Origin of the sequence: Streptococcus sp. HSISS3 (genome assembly GCF_000448605.1) — a bacterium.
GTDB classification, from domain to species: Bacteria; Bacillota; Bacilli; order Lactobacillales; family Streptococcaceae; genus Streptococcus; species Streptococcus raffinosi.
Genome location: NZ_CM002130.1, coordinates 1,599,128 through 1,622,447 on the forward strand (window position 1 = coordinate 1,599,128; position 23,320 = coordinate 1,622,447).

Sequence of the window (23,320 nt, forward strand, 5' to 3'; positions counted from 1 at the left end):
TTCTTTTTCCTCTTCATTGTCCACTGTTTAATGATTAACTGAAAACAACTATCTTTTATTGTAGCAAAAATTATGGAAATATTTCTGTGATTATTTTTATAAAAGAAAAAACCAGACAAGCTGGTTTTTGATCTTTTCACATTTAACTAGGAATGAAAGAGTTTTTTATCGGCTCTAACATCACGCTCATATTCGTAATCTAGTTTTTTCTCTTCTTCTTTTGTTAGGCGTTTAAAGACTTTTTCTTCTGAAAGTTTGCCTTTTTTATCATAGATAAGGACAATAATTTTATCGCCATTGACCTTATAGTGAACCGTCTCTTTAAGAGATTTTTTATAATCCTTAATGTAGACTTTTTTACTAGCGTCGATATCAGATTTAGTGGTATATTCGTCCACTTTATAACGATTATCTACAGCCTTCTCAACGACTTTTGTGTAATCGACCAAAGACATTGTTGGTGTGAGCGTTCTAGACCAGTTATCAAGACGGAAAGCTTTTTCGGTATCATAATCCGTAAAGTCAACCAAGTTAACCGCACCAGCCAAGGTGTAGTTATAAAATTTCAACTGATCGCCTTTAACTTTAACAAAGTCACCGTCTTTTAACTTACTTTTCTCATAGGATTCCATACCATCAATCATCTTTTTCTTGTCCTTATCATAATAGCGATAAGTCTCTATTTGATAAGTTCCCTCTGAGATCTTACCTCCCTGTAGGTGGATATAGGCATAGCCACTAAAAGAAAGGGCAAGTAGTACAACTGCTCCAATAACAGAAGCAATAATAATTTTAACCTTCTTAGATAAGCCTTTTTTAGGTGCCACAACTGGTGTCCCTTGTCCAGTCACTGGCCCACTCACCTGAACTTGTGGCTGGCTGTTCTCTGCCACAGGCTCTGAAGTTACAAATTCACCGTTAGCTTTAGCCTGTTGAATTTCTTCCTCGCTTGGTTTGCGATTATTGATTGTTTCAAAATAATCTAACCATTCTGTTTCGTTCATAAAAGTCCCCTTTTTTCATTGATACTCCTATTTTACCAGAAAAATGCCAAAAATCTATTTGACTATTTTCATAAAAAGAAAACAGTACCTGACTTTAGGCCTGATACTGCTTTATTAGACTTATGAATGTTAAATTCTATCAACGCTCTTTTTACTGCTACTGCTAGAGTTTGATTTTGAATCGCTACCATAGTCGTCACTATAGCCGTAACCATAGTCACTTCCATAGTCACTTCCATAATCACTACCGTAACCATAACCATAATAGTCTTTGAAGTCATCGTATTGATCGCTATAAGACTTCAGCTCTTTCTTATAATCCTTGACAGCGTCTTTATAATCATCCCAACGTTTGTCTGCATCAGATTTACTTAAACGTTTAAGGGTAATACGTGACTCAAGCTTTCCTTTTTTATCATAAGTAGTCAGAGTGTATTCATCACCATGTTTGACATAAGTACGTTTTTCCTTCAAGGTATCTTTATATTCTCTTGTTGTTTTTTTAACGACTTTGTCAGCTGCCTCTTTGGTATAGAAGGAATAGTCTTTTCTCATCTTTTTCATGAAGTCTTTTGTGGCATCTTCGACTTGATCCGCATTTAAAACTTGACTTTGTGTTTTATTCCACGGATCAAATACCTGAGGAACATCCATCTCATAGTCTATCAAACTAACATATGATTTATTGTCACTCTCTAATAAATTGTAGGTTCTAGATTGATTATTCTTTACAATTACAAAAGACTGCACGTCCAAACCTTCGTCCTTGTATTCATCTAAGCCATCAACCATTTTATCTTTGTCTTCATCATAACGAGAGAGAGAAACGACTTCATAGGTCCCATCTACAATTTTTCCTGACTGATAACGCCATAATGAATAGCCACCAACAGAAAGTAAAATCACTGCCACAGCACCCAAGACTGATGCTAGAATAATCTTAGCTTTTTTTGACATTCCTTTTTTCACTGGCATGGCTTGTTGGAAGGTTGCTGTTGTTTGGGCAAACTGAGGCTGTTGCGTCATAGAAATAACAGGTTCAGCTGGTTTAATTTTTCTTGGCTCATTAGCCTGTCCAGTTGCTCCAAAGACATTAGGTCGCTCAAGAATAAACTCCCCTGCTGCTTGAGCTTGAGCTAATTCTGCTGGACTTGGTTTGCGACCGTTGACTAATTCAAAGTACTCAATCCACTCTTGCTGGTTCATAATAATCTCCTTTTTATTGGTCTACAAGTCTATTGTACCAAAATTAATGATGAAATAGTATTTGACAATTATCATAAAGCCTGTAAGTTTTTTAATAAACCGTTAGGCTATGATTCTCGATAGTAAAGAACTGCTTGGTCGGTTTAGGTATCAGCGCCAGATGGCATAATCTCCATAATGATCCCAGCCCTTATGATGCTCCAAGGCATACTCATAATCCCTATCATAACCACTTTTGAGTTCTTCGGCTTCCTCTGAGCTTAATCGTTTAAAAGTTCTACGCGACTCAATATGTCCATCATCAGCATAAACAGTCAGAACGAGACCATTAGGACGCTTTTCATAAGTTCTTTTTTGCTTCAACATTTTTTATAATCGTCTACACACCTCTGGACAGATACTTCCTTTACTCTTGAATACTCCTCTCCCTTTTTAGAAATCTTATCAATATGAGAAATCACTAGAGCTTTATATTCAGAGACTGTTAGATCCTGTTTCAAAGTCCCAGTACGTGGGTCAAAAGTCTGTGGGATCTTTTCATCGTGCTCAAATGGTGAGACAAAAGGTTCCCCATCCCCCACAAAAACATAATAAAATTGAGATTTCATATTCTCAACAACTATAAAATCCTCATATAAGCTATCATTATTCTCTCCTCGCTCAGTCCAATTTATCAATTCATTGGAATATGCCGATTTAGCCTCGTATTTTACCATCTGATAGGTGCCATCCGGAATATGGTTCTCTTGATGCTTCCAAAATTCTCTCTCTCCTATGGCGATTAAGACTGACGCAACAAGTCCAAGAAATAAGATGATACCAATCTTCCATTTTTTTGCCTTAGTCATACTTCTCCCCTCCTTATTGGCCTATTCTTCAATACTATTTTACCAAAAATAAGGGAAAAGCTAGTGACAGGATTGCAAAGGAAAAGAGCTTGAAAATATCAACTCTCAAACCTCTTTCTTACCATCTACTTTTTAACATCCTCAGCACCAATGACTGGGTATTCAGTCAATCCTGATGCTACTTCTTCAGCCTGGTCTGATCCTTCTGATTTTTCCTCAAGATCAAACTTAGGTGCATCTTTTTCATAAGCATTAATGATGTCAGCTACGACTGGGTGACGGACGACATCACTGGCAGAGAAATGAACAAAATCAATGGCCTTGATACCCTTCAATTTTTCCATAGCATCAATAAGACCTGACTTAACACGACGTGGAAGGTCAATCTGGCTCATGTCCCCATTGACAATCATCTTAGAATTAAAGCCAAGACGCGTTAAGAACATCTTCATCTGCATGATGGTCGTATTTTGCGCCTCGTCAAGGATAACAAAAGCATCTTCAAGGGTCCGACCACGCATATAAGCGAGTGGCGCAATTTCAATAATTTCACGTTCCATGAGACGGGTCGTCTGCTCTTTACCGAGGATTTGATAAAGGGCATCATAGACAGGGCGAAGGTAAGGGTCTACCTTTTCCTTAAGGTCTCCTGGTAAGAAACCAAGACTTTCGCCTGCCTCAACAGCCGGACGGGTTAGCACAATACGTTTCACCTGACCACGCTTAAGTGCTGTGACAGCTAGGGTAACTGCTAGAAAGGTTTTTCCTGTACCTGCTGGACCAATCCCAAAGACCACATCATGATTTTTAATACTATCAACGTAGACCTTTTGTCCCAAGGTCTTCACTCGAATTGGTTTACCACTATTGTCCTTGATAATTTCTTCTTCATAAAGGGCAACAAATTTGTCAATCGAACCATCCTGAGCCATGGTTAGAGCTGCCACAACATCTGAAGTGTTAACCAGCATCCCTCGCTCCACTAAAACGAGGAGAGCTTGAATGGTTAAACGTGCCAATTCAACGCTTTCCTGATCGTCTCCAAGAATTTGGACACGCTCTGTTCTAGCATGAATGATAAGGCCCAAGTTATCTTCAATGAGTTTTAGATGACGCTCATTGGTTCCAAAAAGCGACAAGACATCATCTGGGTGATTAAGGGTAATTTCAACAGAATACTCTTGCAAATAGAGTTCCTCTTTCTTAAGTATTTTTATCCATTATATCAAAAAAATCACGCCAAGCGTGACTTTTTATCATTCTGACTTATTCATTAAATGACACGTGAACGTGATCATAGTGGTTTTCAGTAACGCTACCACGATCTGGCATTTGGTTCCATGTGTTAGCTGGTCCGTAGATATTATCTACTGGTGCGTAGAATTGTTGTCTGTAGATGACATATGAGATACCTGCATTTGAGATATTGTCTACAGCATATTGAGCGACTTGATTACCAACTTCTGAACCAACTGGTACCATAACGTCAACGGCAAGTCCTTTACCATGGTCTTGAGGATCACCTTCACGGTAACCACCGATATCAGTAAGACCGAATTTTGATGCTACATCTTGACGGAAAGCTTCAGCTTGTGGTTGAAGGTGTGGATCCGTTGGAAGTGTGTTTGTTGAAGCAGGTTGTGCTGCTGGAGCCTCTGAAGCCGCTGGGGCTTCTGAAACTGCTTCTGATGTTGCTGCTGGTTGCTCTGCTGGAGCTTCTGAAGCCGCTGGGGCCTCTGAAGCTGCCTCTGAAGCCGCTGGGGCTTCTGAAGCTGCTTCTGATGTTGCTGCTGGTTGCTCTGCTGGAGCTTCTGATGTTGCTGCTGGTTGCTCTGCTGGAGCTTCTGCAGGCTGTGCTGGTTTTTCTTCAGCTGCTGGGGCTGGGGCTTCTGCTGATGCCGTTACATGATCAATGGCATCGGCAACTGGTTGTTCAGTATCTGCGTAAGCTGGTGCTTCAGATGCTGAAGCGATAGCTTCTGTCACTTCTGAAACAGCTTGTGTTGATTCTTCTGTAGCAGGAGCAACTGTAGCCGTTGTGTCTACTGAATCAACAGGAGCAGACAAATCTGTTGTTGCTACAGCTTGTCCGTTTACTGTTACTTCGTTAGTTGTCAAGTTAGCCTCTGCAACAACAGATGCATTTGAAGTTTCTGAAGCTGGTGTTTCAACTTTAACTGAAACTGCTTGGTTATCAGCGTTGTAAGTTGTTGTCAAGACTGTTCCAGGGAAAATCAAGTCAATGTTTGTGATTTGGTTGATATTAGCCAAAACATTTACATCGATTCCCATTGCTTCTGCGATACTACCCAAAGTGTCACCGTATTGAACAGTGTAAGTTTGTTGGTTATCACTAACAGCGATGTCGGCTTTGATTTGATCCACTGAACGAGCAGTCCAATTAGCGACATCATCAGCATGTACATGACTAGCAGCAAAAAGTGAAAGAGCTGCGGTCGAGTATAGAAGTGCCTTAGTTGTTTTTGATTTTGATAACATGTATAAATTCATTCCTTTTTTAACAATTTTAACACTTACAATAATACCATACTTCTAGTCAAAAAAGTGGCAAATTATTGCACTTTAAAGCAATTACTAACTAGTTGTAATACGCCTAATTTATTGAAAAAAAGCTGAGACATTTGTAAAAAAATGTAACAATTCATTCTCCCTCAACTGCTGTTTTCTTGAAAATGTTTTTGTCAAGATAGGTCTGTCCTTTAATAGAGATTAAACACTATTAATGCGCTAGATAGTCTTCCCAAATATGATCAAATTGACCTAGATTGAAAGAGAAACTAGCCTGATCTTCCAAGTAGCGACTCACCTCTTCAAAGTCATCAGTATGTTTAGGAAAGGTTGAATCGTCAAACGCCAAGTCAGCTAAAATGGCTACTGGTTCATTGGATTTAGGGTTACGTTGCGTCATCAGCCAAGTATAAAAAGATTTTCTCATACTTTCTCCTAACTGATTAATTCTGTTCCGAACTGATCTTGTTTGATTTTTTTAGCCTTCATCAAACCACCCAAGGCCTTTTTAAATTGCCCCTTTGAAATACCAAAGGTTGCCTTTATATCTGCTGGTGATGATTTATCGTTTAGAGTCATAAAACCACCGTTGCTTTCTAGATAGGTCAAAATCATTTGAGCATCATTTTCAAGCATCTCAAAAGAACGTGGTTTCAAAGACAAATTCAGGGTACGATCGACCTCACGAAAACCAATCACACGGGCTTCAAGGACTTGACCCAAACGTGGCTCAGCATAACGTTCTGACGGATGGATGAAGCCAAGCATGTTATTTTCTGGTAGGTAAACAAAGGTTCCTGAGAGCTTGAGACGATAGGCGATAGCAGGCCATTTTTGATTTTGCATATTGTCATAGGCAGGCCCAGCCATACGTTGAAAGACTTCAGGTTCAGCAGGAAGCCCCCAAATACGGCCTTTTTTATCGACGTCTAGTTTGATGTAGAGTTTATCACCCTTTTTAGGCCAAAGCTCTTTGAGTTCCGGCAGCACATCAAGAGAGACGACAATTTCCTTATCTGGGATTCCCACATCCACAAAGACACCAAAATCCTTACGAACCTCAGTGACTTCTCCCCAATCATAAGAATCACGAGTTGCCTTAATTTCCTTTTGTGTCAAACGTGATTTCTGCTTGCTGTCAGTGTAGGCAAAGCCTGTTACCATGTCACCAATCGCATGATTTCCTTCATTTTTAGCCAAAGCAAAGGTCACGCCATCCTTTTGGACAAAGTAAAAGCGATCATTTTCATCAGTTACTAAGGCAGTAATGATGGTTCCAAGTAGTGTATTCATATTTTTCCTCAAAAAGAGAGCCGGACAAGGAAGCTAACATAGTCCATGCTTTTTTGCTTCTGTCCCACTCTCCTTATTTTTCTATTGATTAAACAGTAAGGAGTTCTTTTTCCTTTTCTGCTGTCATGCTGTCGATTTTCTTAACAGCATCGTCTGTTGCTTTTTGGATATCCTTTTCAAGACCTTTCAATTGGTCCTCTGTGATTTCCTTGTCTTTTTCTTGCTTTTTAGCTTCATCCATAGCATCACGACGGATGTTACGGATAGCGATTTTAGCATTTTCACCAACTTTTTTAACTTCTTTAGCCAATTCCTTACGAGTTTCTTCTGTAAGTGCTGGGATAACCAAGCGCACAACAGAACCGTCGTTTGCTGGGTTGATACCAAGGTCAGATTCGTTGATGGCACGTTCGATATCAGCGATTGAACCTTTATCAAATGGTGAAATCAAAAGAACACGTGCTTCAGGAACAGTGATTGAAGCCAATTGATTAAGAGGCGTTGGGGCACCATAATATTCGACTGTGATGCGGTCAAGAAGTGATGCATTGGCACGACCTGCACGGATTGAACCAAATTCGCGAGCCAATGACTCATGTGAGTGGGCGAAACGTTCTTTAGCTTTTTCAATAATTGCGTTTGACATAATTTCTCTCTTTCTTACTTGTGTGCGTCTGCTTTATTTGAAACGGTAGTTCCGATGTGTTCACCTAGAATAACACGTTTAATATTACCTGGTTCATTCATGTTGAAGACTACGAGGTCAATGTCGTTATCCATTGACAAGGTAGAGGCTGTTGCGTCCATAATTTTAAGACCACGTTTGATAACTTCCACATGGGTCAATTCATCAAATTTAACCGCATCAGCATTCTTACGTGGGTCATCATTGTAGACACCATCCACACCATTTTTCGCCATAAGAATAGCGTCAGCCTCAATTTCAGCGGCACGGAGGGCTGCTGTGGTATCAGTTGAGAAGTATGGAGAACCGATACCTGCTGCGAAGATAACGATACGTCCTTTTTCAAGGTGACGAAGGGCACGACCTCGGATATAGGGTTCAGCCACAGATTTCATATCAATAGCCGTTTGAACACGTGTGTCAACACCAAGTTGTTTCAAACTGTCTGCCATAACAAGGGCATTCATAACTGTTCCAAGCATCCCCGTATAGTCCGCTTGAACACGATCCATTCCTGCTTCGGCTGCAGGTTCGCCACGCCAAAGGTTACCACCACCGATAACCAAGGCGATTTGAACACCTGATTCTGCGACTTCTGCTATTTCTTTAGCCATTGTCTGTACGGTTGGAAGATCAATCCCAACACCACGTTCACCAGCCAAAGCTTCACCTGAAAGTTTAATGAGGACACGTTTGTATTTTGGTTCTACCATGATTTCTCCCTATTAACTATGTTGTTTTTCTGATTGTATTCTTGGCTCAGATTTATCATTCCTAATCCGTAAATGACCATCTTTTTAAGAAGGAGATTAAGCTCTTACAAGCTATTTCCAGATTGACAAATGGTCTCTTTATGACAAAGCGAACACTAAATCTTCATCCTTACTATTTTATCATAAATTAGGGTTTTCACCTAGTCAAATATTTTAAAATATCCTTACAAGATGACTGTAAAAGTGATGGTGTCATCTTTGTAGGAGGCAAAGAGACGCCCTTTAAATAATTTGACCATACTTTGAGCCATGGATAGACCTATACCGAAACCTTTATTTTCCTTGTTATTATGGGATTCTTCGATACGATAGAAGCGTTCAAAAAACTTACTATAATCGACTGCCTTACCATCCTTATAGGTATTCGACACTTCCAGGCGAGCCCGTTTACGAGTTCTTCCTACTTGACGAAGCCTTACCGTAACCGTCCCTTCTGGGTCACAATACTTGTTTGCATTATCAACCAGAAGAGTTACAAGTTCAAAGAGAGATTTTTCCTCTGCCTTAACATGGATGTCTGGAGAAATATCCATAAGGAAGGACTTCCCGTCACGAACAACTGGTCCCTTAAAGTCCTCTGCTGCATCCTCAGTAACATACGAAAAATCCACATCTTGAAGAACGATATCAGGATGCTCCTCAAGCCGAGATAAGGCCACAAGCGAATTGATTAGAGTGGTCAATCGTGCCACCTGGTCGTTAGTAGACTTGGTCCATTCGTTTTCCCCAGTCATGAGTTCCTGTAGCTCCGTGTTGGCAGAAATAATGGCCAATGGGGTCTTCAATTCATGACCTGCATTTGTGATAAAACGCCGTTGCTTTTCATAGTTTCGAATGAAGGGGCGAATGACGATTCCAGACAAAGCACTGACAATAACGACAAAAAAGATGAAGCCAAACAGTGATAAAAGGATACAAAGACTCATTAAAGCTTGGGAAGAATTATAATAAGAAGACGTGTCCAAAAAGACTACCAAAACCTTATTTTTACTGACCTTACTTACTTGATAGCTAAGATTGATGTTTTTTTCTCGAATCGTGCCTAGATTATTGGTCAAACGGCTAACTGTCAGGGCATAGCTAGCCGCTTCCTCGTCGTTTATTAGGGCCGTATGGCTGGTATCCTGGCTAACAACCTTATCACCCGATAAGGTCACGCTGAAAAATCGAAAACTGTCTGAAGGAATCTCACGTCCTTGATTGATCTCAATTTTTGTGGTTTTCCCAAAGCTACCATTATTTTCCGAAAGGGTGTTGAGTACCTTGCTAATTTCCTGCTCCGTCTGAAAAGACCTCACGGTATTGATGATTCCCACCATAAAGACCAAGATAAAGAGGATGGCCAAGGAAGCAATCGTAATAAATTGCAGGCGTAATCGTCTAAACATGGCCTACTCCTCTCTCATTAGCTCAAGACAAAAGTCGCCACCCTTTTCGCCCAAAATGCTAATATCAGCCTTAATAGCTTGCAATTTCTGGCGCAGATAGGAAATATAAACCCAGACAATTGATTCATCAACGTCATCTTCATCAGCCCAGATGGTTTTAAAGAGGTGCTCAGTGCTTAACTTCTTGGTAGGATTGTGCATGAAATAAGCCATTAACTTGGTCTCACGACTTGAAAGGCGAATACTATTACCAGCCACTAACTCTTGATCCTCTTGGTCCAAACAAACCGAGCCAAGCGTCAATACTTTTGTCGTAAAAGTCTCACTAAAACGGCGCTCCAATGAACGCAAACGAGCCAAAAGTTCCTTTAGGGACATGGGCTTGGTCAAGTAGTCATCCGCACCAGCATCAAGTCCCGTCACACGGTCATCAATTTCGGCCATGGCCGTCAACATAATAACATGCGTGGTATTCCCAGTTGAGCGAATTTCTCTTAGGGCTTCAATACCTGTTTTGATGGGCATCATGATATCCATAATCATCACTTGATAGGCATTCTGGGCAGCCAAATCCACTGCTTCTTGCCCATTAAAGGCCTGATCCACTTCGTACCCCTGATGTTCAAGAGCTGCTTTATAAACCCTGGAAAGAGCCTCCTCATCCTCTGCTAATAGAATTTTCAGAGCCATTTTAATCCCCTCCTTCTTGAATTAAGTTACGAATGGTCTGCATTGTCAAATCACATGAAGCCAATTCATCTGCACAACGCTTAAGCTCACGGGTAATCATTTCAGGATTCTTGATATCATGCTTGTACTTCATCTGATGTTCCAGACTGGCCCAGGAATCCTGAGCGATGGTCCGAAGCTGAGCCTCCACAAAATAAGTACCTTTCTCATTTCCTAGCACATCTGGAAAATCTGTTTCTATTTCCAAAATGAGGTGATAAGAACGATAACCGTTAGGCTTGGCATTTGAAATATAATCCTTCTCATTGTGGACCGTGACACCAGGAATAGCCTTTATCACTTCGATAGTTTTGTAAATATCATCAACAAAGCCACAAACGATACGGATTCCAATACTGTCACGAATTTCCTTGAGGGCAGACTGGCTAGTCTCAGGCAAATTCTTCCTACGACACTTTTCACGCATGGAGTCACTTTCCTTAATCCGTGAAATAAAATGTTCATAGAGTTTAAAGCCTGTTTCTTTTTTGCTCGCAATATTAGCCGCAATAATAGGGTCAGTTATTTCTTGTAAAATGTTGGGGAGATACTGAGCATATTCCCCATAAATACTTGGAGTTGACATAAAAACCTCCTCTAATAGCGTTTCTTCATTATAGCATAGATAGGCTTAAAAATAAGGAATGAGCCTAATAGAGCTGGCATTGTGACTATGAAAAAAATCCAGCCGAAGCCAGATTCATTTTGTATCTCTAAGTTTTCCTTCCACTGGACTATTCTTCAAGAGATTTGACAAAAGGCCAGTTGCCCAGTTTGTGTTTTTCATAGGTCAAAACCTTGTAACCACATAGCTTATAGCCATTCTTCTCATAAAAAGGTACATTATAGTCACGGTTAGTAATCAAGCCAAGACTACGGCCTCCTGTGCTACGCACAAAGGGTTCAACACCTTCAAGCAAGAAGCGACTTCCGATTCCCTTTCTTTGAAAATCAGGAGTTACCGCCAACATCATTAGGTACCAGTCGTATTCTGCAGAATCTTCCAAATGTCTCTCTGATTCTTCGACAAAGTTAAAATATTTAAACAACTTGGTAATACTGATGAAGCGGAACAGCTTGGTCGCTCCATTTTGCAAATAGTTAAGCATGGAAACCGTCTGATGCTGCAAAATAGCTACCGCAACAATGCGACCATCCTGTTCGGCTACCAAGCAAGAATCCATCTTTATTGCCAAACGCACTAACATTTCCTGTAAGGCTAAGACAAATTCCTTGTACTGCTCAGGTTTCTTTAAATTACTGGCAATCATTGAGAGATAGGGATAATCTTCAAAGGCATCTGCACATACTTGTGCAACTTCCTGAACTTCATCTTGTCTTGCTTCACGATATTGCATGACGGGTCTCCTAATCTATCTGTTTTTTCTCAGTATAACATAAAACGCACGACCTATAGTCATACGTTTCATGAAAATTTGTTAAATATTATAATTTTGTAAGAAAATCCTAGGCAACTTCTTCAGTAAACTGACTATTATAAAGATCAGCGTAGAAACCATCTGCCGCCATAAGGTCATCATGATTACCCTGTTCAATAATATTACCATCTTTCATCACAAGGATAAGGTCAGCATTTCGAATGGTTGACAAACGGTGGGCAATGACAAAGGAAGTACGACCTTCCATAAGCTTGTCCATAGCTTTTTGAATCAATTCTTCAGTACGTGTGTCAACTGATGATGTTGCCTCGTCCAAGATAAGGAGAGGGGCATCTTTAAGAAGGGCACGGGCAATGGTCAAAAGCTGTTTCTGACCAACTGAAAGTGTAACCGAGTCATCCAAATAAGTATCATAACCTTTTGGAAGCGTGGTGATGAAGTGGTGAACACCGACAGCCTTGGCCGCAGCAATAACTTGCTCGTCAGAGATATTTTCTTGGTTGTAAATTAAATTATCACGAATAGTACCTTCAAAGAGCCAAGTGTCTTGAAGCACCATAGAAAATTGATCATGGACAGTTTCACGTTTCATATCATTAGTATCCACACCGTCAATAGTGATACGACCTTGATCGATGTTATAGAACTTCATAAGCAGGTTAACAATGGTTGTCTTACCAGCACCCGTTGGACCAACGATAGCAATCTTTTGTCCAGGTTTTGCGACTGCTGAAAAATCATGAATGATAGTCTTTTCAGGCGTATAACCAAAGGAAACATGGTCAAAGACAACTTGACCCTTAGTATCTGTCAACTCAGCTGTCTTGGCTGACTCGTCATCCATATCTTTTTCTTCCAAAAATTCAAAGATACGCCCAATAGCTGCAGTTGCTGATTGGAGTTGTGTGATCCCTTGCGCAATTTGAGAAAGGGGTTGTGAGAAGATTCGAACATAAGTCATGAAGGCTACCACATCACCAATAGTCAAGCTACCATCAATAACCTTAATAGCTCCCACAAGACAGACCATAACGTAACCAAAGTTCCCAATGAAAATCATAAGTGGCATCATAATACCTGAGATAAATTGAGATTGCCACATCGACTTATAAAGTTTATCGTTTAGGGCCTTGAATGTCTTACTGCTCTCTTCAGTGGCATTATAGCTCGTTACAACAGCTTGACCAGTGTAGATTTCTTCGATATAACCGTTGATATTAGCCAGATTATCTTGTTGGCGTTTAAACAATGGTTGTGAGAAACCCATGATGAAGGCTACTAGAACAAATCCTATTAAGACAGAACCAATGGCAGTGAAAGCCATAGTGACATTTGAGTAAAACATCATAATAATGGCTGCGACCAAGAGAACACTTGAAGTAATTAGGGTACCCAGACCTTGACTAAGAGATTGTCCCAAAAGGTCAACATCATTGGTCACACGAGAGAGGGTGTCCCCTTGAGAGTGACTGTCAAAATAATTAAGAGGTACACTGTTGATTTTCTTTTGGATAGCGGTACGGAAACGTTGTGAAAAGCGTTGTGTAACCGTCGCAACCGTAAAGCTTTGCAAATAACCAACAATGGCTGAGATAGCATAGAGAACAGCCAAGGTTAAAGCAATGCTGCCCACCTTGTCTAAATCAATACCGGGAATAACTCCCATCTTAGTTGGCGTAATCCCATCAGTAATAAGATTGGTGATTTCTTTTAATTTATCAGGTCCAATAACTGTAATGACCGCTGAAATAATAGCTCCAAAAATCGCTAAGACAAAGGGAATTTGGAAGCCTTTAATATAGGGTTTTAAGCGTTTATAGGACGATGTTTTTGGCTTATTTTCCATTTTCTAACTCCTCCTTAGACAATTGTGAATAGGCAATTTCTTGGTAGACTTCATTATTAGCCAAGAGTTCCTTGTGGGTTCCTTGACCAACAACCTTACCTTGGTCAAGCACCAAGATTTGATCGGCATCCATAATGGTAGAGATACGTTGAGCAACAATCAACTTGGTCATATCTTGTGTTTTTTCAGCTAATTCTTGACGCAGTTTACGATCTGTCTTATAGTCCAAAGCTGAGAAGGAATCGTCAAAAATCAAGATTTCAGGCTTACGAGCCAAGGCACGCGCAATAGCCAAACGTTGTTTTTGTCCACCTGAGAAATTAGACCCAGCTTGAGCCACTTCTGCCCTAAGTTGACCTTCTTTATTTTCAACAAAGTCTTTTCCTTGAGCCAATTCGAGAGCATCCCAAATCTTAGCATCATCAAGGGGACTATTATTGCTGGTTCCCATCGTCATATTTGACGTGATATTTCCTGAGAAAAGCACAGCCTTTTGCGGAATATAACCGATAATATTGTGCAAGGTGTCATGGTCATACTGACGTACATCTACACCATCAACCTTGATAGTCCCTTGCGTGGCGTCGTAAAAACGTGGGATAAGGTTGACAAGCGTTGATTTACCAGAACCAGTCGAACCAATAAAGGCAACCGTATCACCCTTTTTAGCTTTGAAGCTAACATGCTCCAGAACAGGCTCTGACGTTTTAGAATAACGGAAGGAAACATCATCGAATGCGACAGTACCGACTTCTTTAGGCTTTTCAGAGTTATTTTCAGGGTAAGAAACTGAAGATTGGGTATCTAAAACTTCATTGATACGTCCAGCTGCTACAACGGCACGTGGAAGAAGGAAGAAGACAACAATCATCATCATGAATCCCATAACAACCTGCATGGCATAAGAGGAGTAAACCACCATATCTGAGAAGAGATGGATTTTATCTTCCATGGCACCAGCAATCTTAGTTGGATCTGTTGGAATCTTAACATCTTCAATCAAATGCGCACCAATCCAATAAATAGCTAAGGTTAAACCACTGGATACAGCTGTCATAACTGGTGTTAGTAATGCAAAAGAGCGTCCGATAAAAAGATTATTTCGAGTCAAGGCTATATTGGCATCTTCAAATTTATCCTCTTGATAACTTTCGGCGTTATAGGCACGCACCACACGAATTCCAGTAAGAGATTCACGTGTCACGCTATTGAGTTTATCTGTCAGAGTTTGAATCAAGCGTTGTTTAGGCATAACCATGATTAAAAGGAAAAGCAAGAGAATGGCAATCACCGCCACAGCAACGAGCAAGGCTAGGAGCCAATTTCCATTTTTATCTGCAATCTTAGTAATCGCCCAGATTGCCATGATTGGCCCTTGTGTAACAACCTGTAACCCCATGGTAAGCACCATCTGCAACTGGGTAATATCATTTGTCGTACGGGTCAAAAGACTAGGTATGGAGAATTTCTTAATCTCAGCATCCGAAAAATCAAGAACCTGATGGAAAATATCATCTCGAAGACGAGTAGTGAAACTTGCCGCTGTTCTGGCAGCTAGAAATCCAACTGCTACAGAGGCCATAAAGCCCGCAAAGGACATCAAAAGCATTCGCATCCCTGGGACATCCGTATTCCAGGCGAAAATATCTGATGCTTTAGTCCCCTTGGTTGATAAGAGGGTTGTGATGTCAGACATATAGTCTGGAATTTTCAAGTTTAGATAGACGTTCAAGCAAACAAAAACCACAGCTAAGACAATCATACTTAACTCTTTTGCCGTCAAACGTTTAAATATTTTAAACATAAGTTACTCCTTATTTTTCTCTAAATTCTTGCGAATTTGATGAAAGACTCGAAAAGCCGTCTCGGCATCTTCTTTTGATATACCTTCTAACAACTGCTCATGAATGGCCTCTCGGAAATGTTCGACATCTTGGGCCTTCTTTTTGCCCAAGTCTGTCAGATGTACATACTTGTAGCGTTTGTCCTTATCTGATGTCACCAATTCAACGAAACCATTTTTCTCCATCCGTTTGACCAGATTACTAGCCACCGATTTAGAGATACATAGTCTTTTCTCAATGTCTTTAATAAAAATTTCCTTATCTTGGTTGTCAGACAAATACTTGACAGCAAAACCTTGAGGACCAGCTAGATGCTCAACACCATGCGCTTTACCTAGCTCTTGCACGCGAGATTCCATGGTATTGATGAACTCTCTAAATTCACTAAAGGGATCTTTTCCATGCATTGCATCTTCCTCCTTAAATAATTCTCATGGAAACTACTTTAGTTCTCATGAGAATTATTGTCAAGAAAAAAGTTCCTATGAGAACTAAAAAAAGTGAGGTAGGAATTTTTAGTGTCTACTCTCACTCTGCAACTGTAATTTGTCTCTCTTAGAATCTATTTCAAGTATCTTTTAGATAATAATACCCTCTAAATGATCCAATTCATGTTGAATAATTTGGGCTGGCATACCAGAAAAACTTAACTGTTTAGGCATCCATTGTTCATCTAAATAGGCCACCTCAACTGATTCATAACGTCTAGTTGGACGACTTCCCTCTAAAGATAAACAAGACTCCTCGGTTTGAAATGGCGAAGACTTGCTTACCAAAACAGGATTAAACATAACCAGATTGACAAAACCAATATTGACGATGATAACACGCTTTTTAACCCCAATCATATTGGCTGCCATACCCACACAAGCATCTTTATGAAATTCCAGTGTATCACGCAAATCCTTAGCCAAATAGAGGTCTTCTTTAGTCGCTTCTGTCGATTTTTGTCCTAGAAAAAAGACATCCTTTACGATAGGTTTTATCATCTCTTTACTCCCTTATCATTTCTTTCTTAAGCTATGACATCATATGTCCTTCTTTTATCTGAGCCAACGGTTTTTATTTTCAGACATAATAACCTCAACCTATTATATCAAAAATGGCGGACCCCTAGGAAAGCAGACGAAAAAAGAAACCCAAAGGCTTCTTTTCATCGTTCTTTCTTCACTCTATACAAATAGCCAATAAAAGCTAAAAAACTAATCGCTGAAACACTCATTGCCATTTTAGCAACCGGGGTATAACTATAGGTCACTACAACTCGATGCTTGCCTGGTGGCAAGACTAAATTAGTTGGATTCTTTTCATTGGATAAGTAAGTTGTTGCTGGCTTCCCAGCAATCGTCACTTCCTGCCCCTTGTAGTAGAAAACAGGCAGTGACAAAACTTTCTCAGCTTGAGAATTATTAGTCACCTTAAATGACAACTCATGAGGAGATTGCTTGATAGCTGACTTAATTTCCTGAGTATCTAGAAAAAGGTGTTTATCAAAGACAAACTTAAAGGGAACTTCTTTATTGGTATAGTCGCCGTTGATATTTTTGTAAGTTCCCTTAGCCAGCATGCCTTTCGTAACTTTTGTATTACTCGGCAATATGTTCTTGACTTTAGTCATCTTATCTTGAACAGTAACAATCTGAAACATATTTAGGCAAATACCAATCAGGACAAGTACCGTCGTAGCTTTTAGAGAAATAGTCTTTAAGATATTAGCCAGGGCTAAGCTGAAAAATAGCAAAGCAAAACTCCATAATCTCCAAGGAAATTGAAGATTGGACACCGGGCTTTCCTGCAATAACTGCCAAGGAAAACTCTTCAAGGTTAAAAAGGCTAAAACAAGAGATATAAAAAGGTAAATTCTAGCTTCCCTATCCTTCACAAAACGCTTAGCAAAGGCTAGACTTAACACTAAACCAATAAGATAAAGCAGATTAACTGATGGGGTCCTTAAATCACTACTTACAATAAGCCCCCAGGTATCTGACAAACTCAAAGCCATTTTGGCTAGAAAAGGCTTAAATGTCATCCGCAAAGTCACATACCTAAATTGCTCTATCATGGGTACAAAATAGGCCAGAGACATTCCCAAAGTTACTAGAGTAGCCTTAAGAAAGCCCAGTAACCGCTCTTTCTTAGAGTCCCAAATGCAAAAACTGGTTACCACTGCTAAGAAAATCAAAACAGAGGCTAAGACGACCGATAAAACATGGGAATAGACAAGGCCAAGCATCCCAAGGGTCAAGACCCACCATTTTTTGTAATCTCCAAAAGTTAGCAAACGCACGCCTACAAAAACTAGGGGCAGAAAAATCATCGCCAGCGTTTCGCCAACCGCTGCCCTATAGTAGGAATTATGCAAGAAATAACCTGAAAAGAGATAGAAGGTAGAAAATATCAGCACCTGCTTATCAGAATACCTCAATAAACGTAAGCCATAAAAACTAAGCAAACAGGTTGCAAAGCGAACAAGAAACTGAAAACTCATCCAAGCTACAAAAATAGATTGCGTCAGCTTATATACTAAGAAGATTGGATAGTAGGTCAACCAAGGATAAAAGGTATTGATTAACTGGCCAGTGCCTCCATTGGTCGTAAAATTGATAGGACTCTTCCAAATGGTGTCTAGAGACAAAAGACGGTTAATATGAAAAACCACATCATCGCCATAAAGCTTATCTCTAAAAAAGAACATTGGCAAGATTGACACGAAACTTATCAAAAAACTCAGTACAAGGACTCCCCAATTACTAGAGTTCTTCTCTCTTTCCCCAAAGGGACTTTGTTCAATAATCACAATTCTTCCTCTCGTATTAAATCATAAAATTAGCTATAAAAAGAGATTCTTTGCTCCCTCATTATACCAAAAATCCAGCAGGAAACTTTTTACCTCTTTAAAAGATTACGTTCCTGACAACCAGACAGACTATCCACTACAGCTTGATCCACCTGCCATAGCCTTTCAAGCAAAAAAAGAAACCCGCAGGCTTCTTTTCTTATTTTATCGAGAGGCTTATTAATCAGGTCAGGTCTGCTAATTAAACAATACCTTGAGCTGACATTGCATCTGCAACTTTAAGGAATCCAGCGATGTTGGCACCAACAACAAGGTTACCTTCATGACCAAATTCTTTAGCAGCTTCTGCAGCATTTTCGTAGATACCTTTCATGATATCGTAGAGTTTAGCATCAACTTCTTCGAATGTCCATTGTGTACGTTGGCTATCTTGTGCCATTTCAAGAGCTGATACAGCAACACCACCAGCGTTAGCAGCTTTGGCAGGACCAAATGATACACCAGCTTTAAGGAAGACATCAATAGCTCCCAAAGTTGAAGGCATGTTAGCACCTTCTGAAACAGCAAGAACGCCATTTGCTACAAGTGTTTCTGCATCTGTTTCATCCAATTCGTTTTGAGTTGCACATGGGAAAGCCAAGTCAGCTTTGATAGACCAAACTGTCTTTTCACCACCAGCAGGTGTGTAAGTTGCATTTGGACGAGCTTCTGCATATTTCACGATACGTTCACGTTTAACTTCTTTGATTTCTTTCAACAAGTCAACGTCGATTCCGTCTGGATCATAAACAAAACCAGATGAATCAGAACATGTCACAGCTTTAGCACCTAGGCTTTGCAATTTTTCAATAGCGTAGATGGCAACGTTACCAGCACCTGAAACAACTGCTGTCTTACCGTTAAAGTTTTCACCACGTGCATTAAGCATTTGTTCTGCAAAGTAAACAGCACCGTAACCAGTTGCTTCTGTACGAGCAAGTGAACCACCCCAGTTCAAACCTTTACCAGTAAGAACACCTGTGTATTCGTTACGAAGACGTTTGTATTGGCCATAGAGGTAACCAATTTCACGTCCACCAACACCGATATCACCTGCAGGTACGTCTGTATCTGCACCGATGTGTTTGCTCAATTCAGTCATGAAGCTTTGGCAGAAACGCATGATTTCGTTATCTGATTTACCTTTAGGATCAAAGTTTGATCCACCTTTACCACCACCGATTGGTTGACCAGTCAATGAGTTTTTAAAGATTTGTTCGAAACCAAGGAATTTAATGATTGATTGGTTTACTGATGGGTGGAAACGAAGACCACCTTTGTAAGGACCAATAGCTGATGAGAATTGTACACGGAAACCACGGTTTACTTGTACTTGACCTTTATCATCAACCCATGGTACACGGAATGAAACGATACGTTCTGGTTCAACCAAACGTTCCAAAAGGTTTTCTTCAATATACTTAGGATATTTATCGAAGACAGGGACAAGTGAATCGAAAACTTCTTCAACTGCTTGAAGGAACTCAGCCTCGTGTCTGTTTTGAGCTTTCACTTTTTCAAAAACGCTAGCAACGTATTCTTTACCTGTTGTCATATCAATGTTTCCTTTCAAATAATTACCTTAGTAATTTAATTACATGAATAGTATAAATTTTCAGAATCTTCTTGTCAAGTATTTTTTTTATTTTTTTGATTTGTATGTTAGATTTTATGACATCAATTCAATTTTATCTATTTTAAGTCTTTTCTAAAACCTTATCAATTCAGCAATGTAAGCGCATTAGCTTTTTTCAGCTTTTTCTTGGAAAAAATTTTGCCTTTTTTGAAATTTTCATGCCATATTGGACGTGAAAAGCAATTTAGTAATTTTACTATTTTCTATTTACAAAGACTTTGAGCTATGCTACTATTAATTTAGTAATTTTACTATATTTCAAATAAAGGATTATTCTTATGAAAAGAAAACAGCTATCAGGAAAGCGTATTGGGATTGTGTTTGGAACTTTCGCTCCAATGCACATTGGGCATGTTGACCTCATCACCAAAGCCAAACGCTATAACGACAACGTTCTAGTAATCGTTAGTGGCAGTAATGGTCAGGAAGATCGTGGAACACGCGCAGGCCTATCACTCAATCGACGCTTTCGTTACGTTCGTGAAGTATTTTATAATGACGAACTTGTTGTCGTAGATAAATTAGATGAAGAAGGGATGCCTGCCTACCCTGAGGGCTGGATTCCATGGGTTAAGCATGTTAAGGAGCTTATCGCGAAAAATACCGACACCCCTGAAAAAATCACCTTTTATGTTGGTGAGCCCGAGTATGTGGCTGAACTCAATGAACACTATCCCCAAGCTCAGGTAGAGCTCATCGAACGTTCCATTATAGACATCTCTGCTACCGAGATTCGTGATAACCCTATGGAAAATTGGCGATTTATCACTAAGCCTTTCCGTCGCCATTTTACACGAAAAGTCCTGGTTGTCGGATCTGCTAGCGGTGGAAAAACTACCCTCGTGAAAGATTTGGCTCGTACATACAATGCTCCCTGTTCTCTGGAATATGCCCGTGAGTATCAAGAAAAGTATAATGTTCGTGATGATGAATTGGATACCAATGACTATATTCACCTCTTGACCGACCAATATGCACAGACCGCTGACATCATTGATAAGGGACAACACTCAGGTCTTATCTTTGCAGATACCAATTCAACGGTGACAAAGGTTTATATTGACTACTATTTGAAGGAGAGTATTTCTCAGGAAGAATTTGACACCTTGGACCGCCTCTATCAAGTCACTCAAGCTCGTGAAAAATGGGATTTGATTTTTGTCATTCTACCAAAGTCAAACTATGTTGATGATGGTTTTCGCGATATGACCATGGCTGACCATCATACACGTGACTGGTTTACCAAACATCTTTTAGACCTACTGTCACCATTTAAAGACAAAATCGTTATTTTAGGGGATAATAGTGACAGTGATAGTTTTTTTGCAGACAACTACCATTTTGCCAAAAAGGCAATCAATGAACGGTTGCATATTGAGGTTTAGATGACCTCTTCAAGCGTTCATCTCTCAACTTAGCATCAAAGACAAGGAGGAAAAAACATGTCGAAAACCTTTGAAAATTCTGGTAGTGAAAAGGACTTCTTGAAAATCTACCAACAAGAAGAAATGGATAAGTATGTCAGACCCTCAGTAACTGTAGACTCAGTCATCTTCCGCTATTATGAGGGAAGCGTTCAAACCTTACTTATCAAGCGAAAAAACCATCCCTTCTTGGGAAAATATGCGCTTAGTGGGGGCTTCGTCCAAGAACAAGAAGATCTCAATATAGCTGTTTGTCGCGAAGTTCTTGAAGAAACATCGGTTCAACTCAATCCAGAACATATTGAACAACTCATCACCGTTGGGACACCTTATCGTGACCCCCGAATGTGGACAATTTCAGTAGCCTACCTCTGTTTTATGTCTTATGATGACTACCAAGTAGAAAAGGCTGCAGATGATGCCGCATCTACCCATTGGCTAGACATTGCGATGATAAATGGCCAGTTACAACTGATTGACGGTGGCAAGCAACTGACTCAAGATGACCTTGCTTTCGACCATTGGGATATTCTGTTGACTGCCATGAAACGCATTAAGGGACGATTAGAATATCATCCAACCATACTCAGCATCATGCCTGATGAAAACACCTTAACCACCTACCGTCAGCTTTTTGGGACTTTTAACGAGGATTATCTCAAAATGGATTCCACAAATTTCTTGCGTCGCTTTAAACATATTTTTCAAAAAACAGGCCGCCAGATGGCAACGAGAACCAAAAAAGCTGCCACTTATTCCTATAAAATCTAGACTCCTTAAAGAAGGTCTTTGTTTGACAATTCGACTCTCACATAGTAGTATTAAGAAAAATTAAAAAGAGGTATCGTATGAAAAGTTTTACATTGATTAGCGGAATCCTCATAACCCTCTTGGGTGTCTTTTTCTTCGCTAATCCTACTAATCTTCTGGCCATCGTCGGTTGGCTTTTTGCTCTAGTGATGTTAGTATCAGGTGTATCAAGCCTCATGGTCTATTTCAAACGAGATAATGAGAAGCGTTCCTTTATTCAACTTCTTCAAAGTATTATTTCAATCATTTTTGGTATTATTTTACTTTCAACATCAGCATGGGTACTCTCAGGTGTTGCCGTAACTATCATCGCTTGGTGGTTGCTGGTCTCAGCCTTTACTCAGGGTTTTCACGCCTATCGCCAACGTCAGTTTGGCTTTTCAGGTCAACCTACCCTGTCAATTGCCTTGATTTGCCTCGTCTTTGGACTACTGCTCTTTAGCGCACCATTTTTCTCAGCCTTTCTGATTGGGCGCTTGGTAGCTTCATTGATTATTTTTGCAGGTGTCTCTGTTCTCTCCTTTTCATTCCGCTTGTGGTAGGATAGAACCATTCACTAGATAAACATAAAAAAGCCTTGCATCTTGATATAGTCCTACTTAAGTAGACAGTAAAAATACATAAAGTACTGTTTACGAAAGTAGGATTTTTATTATGTCTAGAAAAAGTAAGGTTTCTTTTGAAGGCAAGCTGAGGGCTGTTACCTGGTATCTTGAAGGTAAAGCCTCCTGTTCTCAACTAGCTCGTCAGTTTGGGGTCAATCCTTGTACTATTAAAGACTGGGCTACAGCCTATCAATATCAAGGGCACGAGGGGCTAAAGTCTCTAAAGCATAACCAAAATTATTCTACAGAGTTTAAGCTAAAATGCATTGAAGCCTATTTAACAGGAGAAGGTTCCCTTCAAGAATTAGCTAGAAAATTTGGGCTAAGAAGTCATGAACAAATCAGACAATGGGTTTTCAGGTATAATAGTCATAAAGAACTAAAGGATTACAATCCTATTCCGGAGGTTTATCATATGACTAGCAGAAAAACAACGAAAGAAGAACGTTTAGAAATCGTTAACT

The 23,320-nt window shown here is 39.9% G+C and carries 24 protein-coding genes; 4 read left to right on the forward strand and 20 right to left on the reverse strand.

The window, feature by feature from the left end:
• Positions 1–146: 146 nt before the first annotated feature.
• The 20 genes from HSISS3_RS12360 to gdhA all read right to left on the reverse strand — a co-directional run bounded on the left by HSISS3_RS12360 (position 147) and on the right by gdhA (position 19,936).
• Positions 147–1,004 (reverse strand): hypothetical protein, encoded by an 858-nt coding sequence (locus tag HSISS3_RS12360; protein ID WP_021152267.1) that lies wholly within the window; start codon positions 1,002–1,004, stop codon positions 147–149.
• A gap of 129 nt (positions 1,005–1,133) precedes the next feature.
• Positions 1,134–2,210: a hypothetical protein gene (locus HSISS3_RS07490; RefSeq protein ID WP_021152268.1), complete on the reverse strand. Its 1,077-nt coding sequence runs from the start codon at positions 2,208–2,210 to the stop codon at positions 1,134–1,136.
• 150 nt (positions 2,211–2,360) lie between these two features.
• Positions 2,361–2,576 carry a hypothetical protein gene (locus HSISS3_RS12365; protein WP_021145944.1) on the reverse strand — a complete coding sequence of 72 codons (216 nt, stop codon included), beginning with the start codon at positions 2,574–2,576 and terminating at the stop codon, positions 2,361–2,363.
• Positions 2,570–3,058, reverse strand: a complete 489-nt coding sequence (locus HSISS3_RS07495) for a hypothetical protein (protein WP_021152269.1) — start codon at positions 3,056–3,058, stop codon at positions 2,570–2,572. Before HSISS3_RS07495 ends, HSISS3_RS12365 begins: the two co-directional genes overlap by 7 nt.
• Positions 3,059–3,183: 125 nt before the next feature.
• On the reverse strand, positions 3,184–4,245 hold the full coding sequence (locus tag HSISS3_RS07500; RefSeq protein WP_021152270.1) for a PhoH family protein: 1,062 nt from the start codon (positions 4,243–4,245) through the stop codon (positions 3,184–3,186).
• A gap of 79 nt (positions 4,246–4,324) precedes the next feature.
• Entirely contained in the window at positions 4,325–5,557 is a 1,233-nt protein-coding gene (locus HSISS3_RS07505) for a LysM peptidoglycan-binding domain-containing protein (protein WP_021152271.1), read from the reverse strand.
• 241 nt (positions 5,558–5,798) lie between these two features.
• The gene (locus HSISS3_RS07510) at positions 5,799–6,014 is read right to left on the reverse strand and encodes a YozE family protein (protein WP_004183949.1); all 216 of its coding nucleotides are present in this window, start codon (positions 6,012–6,014) and stop codon (positions 5,799–5,801) included.
• Between the two features lie 8 nt (positions 6,015–6,022).
• Positions 6,023–6,880: an RNA-binding virulence regulatory protein CvfB gene (cvfB, locus tag HSISS3_RS07515; protein WP_021152272.1), complete on the reverse strand. Its 858-nt coding sequence runs from the start codon at positions 6,878–6,880 to the stop codon at positions 6,023–6,025.
• Positions 6,881–6,968: 88 nt separating this feature from the next.
• Positions 6,969–7,526 carry a ribosome recycling factor gene (frr, locus tag HSISS3_RS07520; RefSeq protein WP_004183951.1) on the reverse strand — a complete coding sequence of 186 codons (558 nt, stop codon included), beginning with the start codon at positions 7,524–7,526 and terminating at the stop codon, positions 6,969–6,971.
• A 14-nt stretch (positions 7,527–7,540) separates the two neighbouring features.
• Positions 7,541–8,278 carry a UMP kinase gene (pyrH, locus tag HSISS3_RS07525; protein WP_004183953.1) on the reverse strand — a complete coding sequence of 246 codons (738 nt, stop codon included), beginning with the start codon at positions 8,276–8,278 and terminating at the stop codon, positions 7,541–7,543.
• A gap of 224 nt (positions 8,279–8,502) precedes the next feature.
• On the reverse strand, positions 8,503–9,726 hold the full coding sequence (locus HSISS3_RS07530) for a sensor histidine kinase (RefSeq protein WP_004183955.1): 1,224 nt from the start codon (positions 9,724–9,726) through the stop codon (positions 8,503–8,505).
• Positions 9,727–9,729: 3 nt separating this feature from the next.
• Positions 9,730–10,416 carry a response regulator transcription factor gene (locus tag HSISS3_RS07535; protein WP_021152273.1) on the reverse strand — a complete coding sequence of 229 codons (687 nt, stop codon included), beginning with the start codon at positions 10,414–10,416 and terminating at the stop codon, positions 9,730–9,732.
• Position 10,417: 1 nt separating this feature from the next.
• Positions 10,418–11,041, reverse strand: a complete 624-nt coding sequence (locus HSISS3_RS07540; protein ID WP_021152274.1) for a GTP pyrophosphokinase — start codon at positions 11,039–11,041, stop codon at positions 10,418–10,420.
• Between the two features lie 148 nt (positions 11,042–11,189).
• On the reverse strand, positions 11,190–11,813 hold the full coding sequence (locus HSISS3_RS07545) for a GNAT family N-acetyltransferase (protein WP_021152275.1): 624 nt from the start codon (positions 11,811–11,813) through the stop codon (positions 11,190–11,192).
• 109 nt (positions 11,814–11,922) lie between these two features.
• Positions 11,923–13,701 (reverse strand): ABC transporter ATP-binding protein, encoded by a 1,779-nt coding sequence (locus tag HSISS3_RS07550; protein ID WP_021152276.1) that lies wholly within the window; start codon positions 13,699–13,701, stop codon positions 11,923–11,925.
• The gene (locus HSISS3_RS07555) at positions 13,691–15,505 is read right to left on the reverse strand and encodes an ABC transporter ATP-binding protein (RefSeq protein WP_021152277.1); all 1,815 of its coding nucleotides are present in this window, start codon (positions 15,503–15,505) and stop codon (positions 13,691–13,693) included. Before HSISS3_RS07555 ends, HSISS3_RS07550 begins: the two co-directional genes overlap by 11 nt.
• A 3-nt stretch (positions 15,506–15,508) precedes the next feature.
• A complete protein-coding gene (locus HSISS3_RS07560; protein ID WP_008533888.1) occupies positions 15,509–15,952 on the reverse strand; it encodes a MarR family winged helix-turn-helix transcriptional regulator in 444 nt (147 codons plus the stop codon).
• Positions 15,953–16,123: 171 nt separating this feature from the next.
• The gene (locus HSISS3_RS07565) at positions 16,124–16,534 is read right to left on the reverse strand and encodes a peptide deformylase (RefSeq protein ID WP_021145959.1); all 411 of its coding nucleotides are present in this window, start codon (positions 16,532–16,534) and stop codon (positions 16,124–16,126) included.
• 164 nt (positions 16,535–16,698) lie between these two features.
• Complete coding sequence (locus HSISS3_RS07570; RefSeq protein ID WP_021152278.1) at positions 16,699–18,342, reverse strand: hypothetical protein; 1,644 nt, start codon at positions 18,340–18,342, stop codon at positions 16,699–16,701.
• A gap of 241 nt (positions 18,343–18,583) precedes the next feature.
• Positions 18,584–19,936 (reverse strand): NADP-specific glutamate dehydrogenase, encoded by a 1,353-nt coding sequence (gene gdhA, locus HSISS3_RS07575; RefSeq protein ID WP_021145961.1) that lies wholly within the window; start codon positions 19,934–19,936, stop codon positions 18,584–18,586.
• A 359-nt stretch (positions 19,937–20,295) separates the two neighbouring features.
• On the opposite strand from gdhA, the gene HSISS3_RS07580 reads away from it, so the two are divergent.
• The 4 genes from HSISS3_RS07580 to HSISS3_RS07595 all read left to right on the forward strand — a co-directional run.
• Positions 20,296–21,402, forward strand: coding sequence for an AAA family ATPase (locus HSISS3_RS07580; RefSeq protein WP_021145962.1), 1,107 nt, complete (start codon positions 20,296–20,298; stop codon positions 21,400–21,402).
• A gap of 57 nt (positions 21,403–21,459) precedes the next feature.
• Positions 21,460–22,212, forward strand: a complete 753-nt coding sequence (locus HSISS3_RS07585) for an NUDIX domain-containing protein (RefSeq protein ID WP_021152279.1) — start codon at positions 21,460–21,462, stop codon at positions 22,210–22,212.
• Between the two features lie 77 nt (positions 22,213–22,289).
• On the forward strand, positions 22,290–22,793 hold the full coding sequence (locus HSISS3_RS07590) for an HdeD family acid-resistance protein (protein WP_021145965.1): 504 nt from the start codon (positions 22,290–22,292) through the stop codon (positions 22,791–22,793).
• Positions 22,794–22,905: 112 nt separating this feature from the next.
• Positions 22,906–23,320, forward strand: a 415-nt coding sequence (locus tag HSISS3_RS07595; protein WP_167546249.1) for a helix-turn-helix domain-containing protein, incomplete at its 3' end; no start/stop codon positions are given.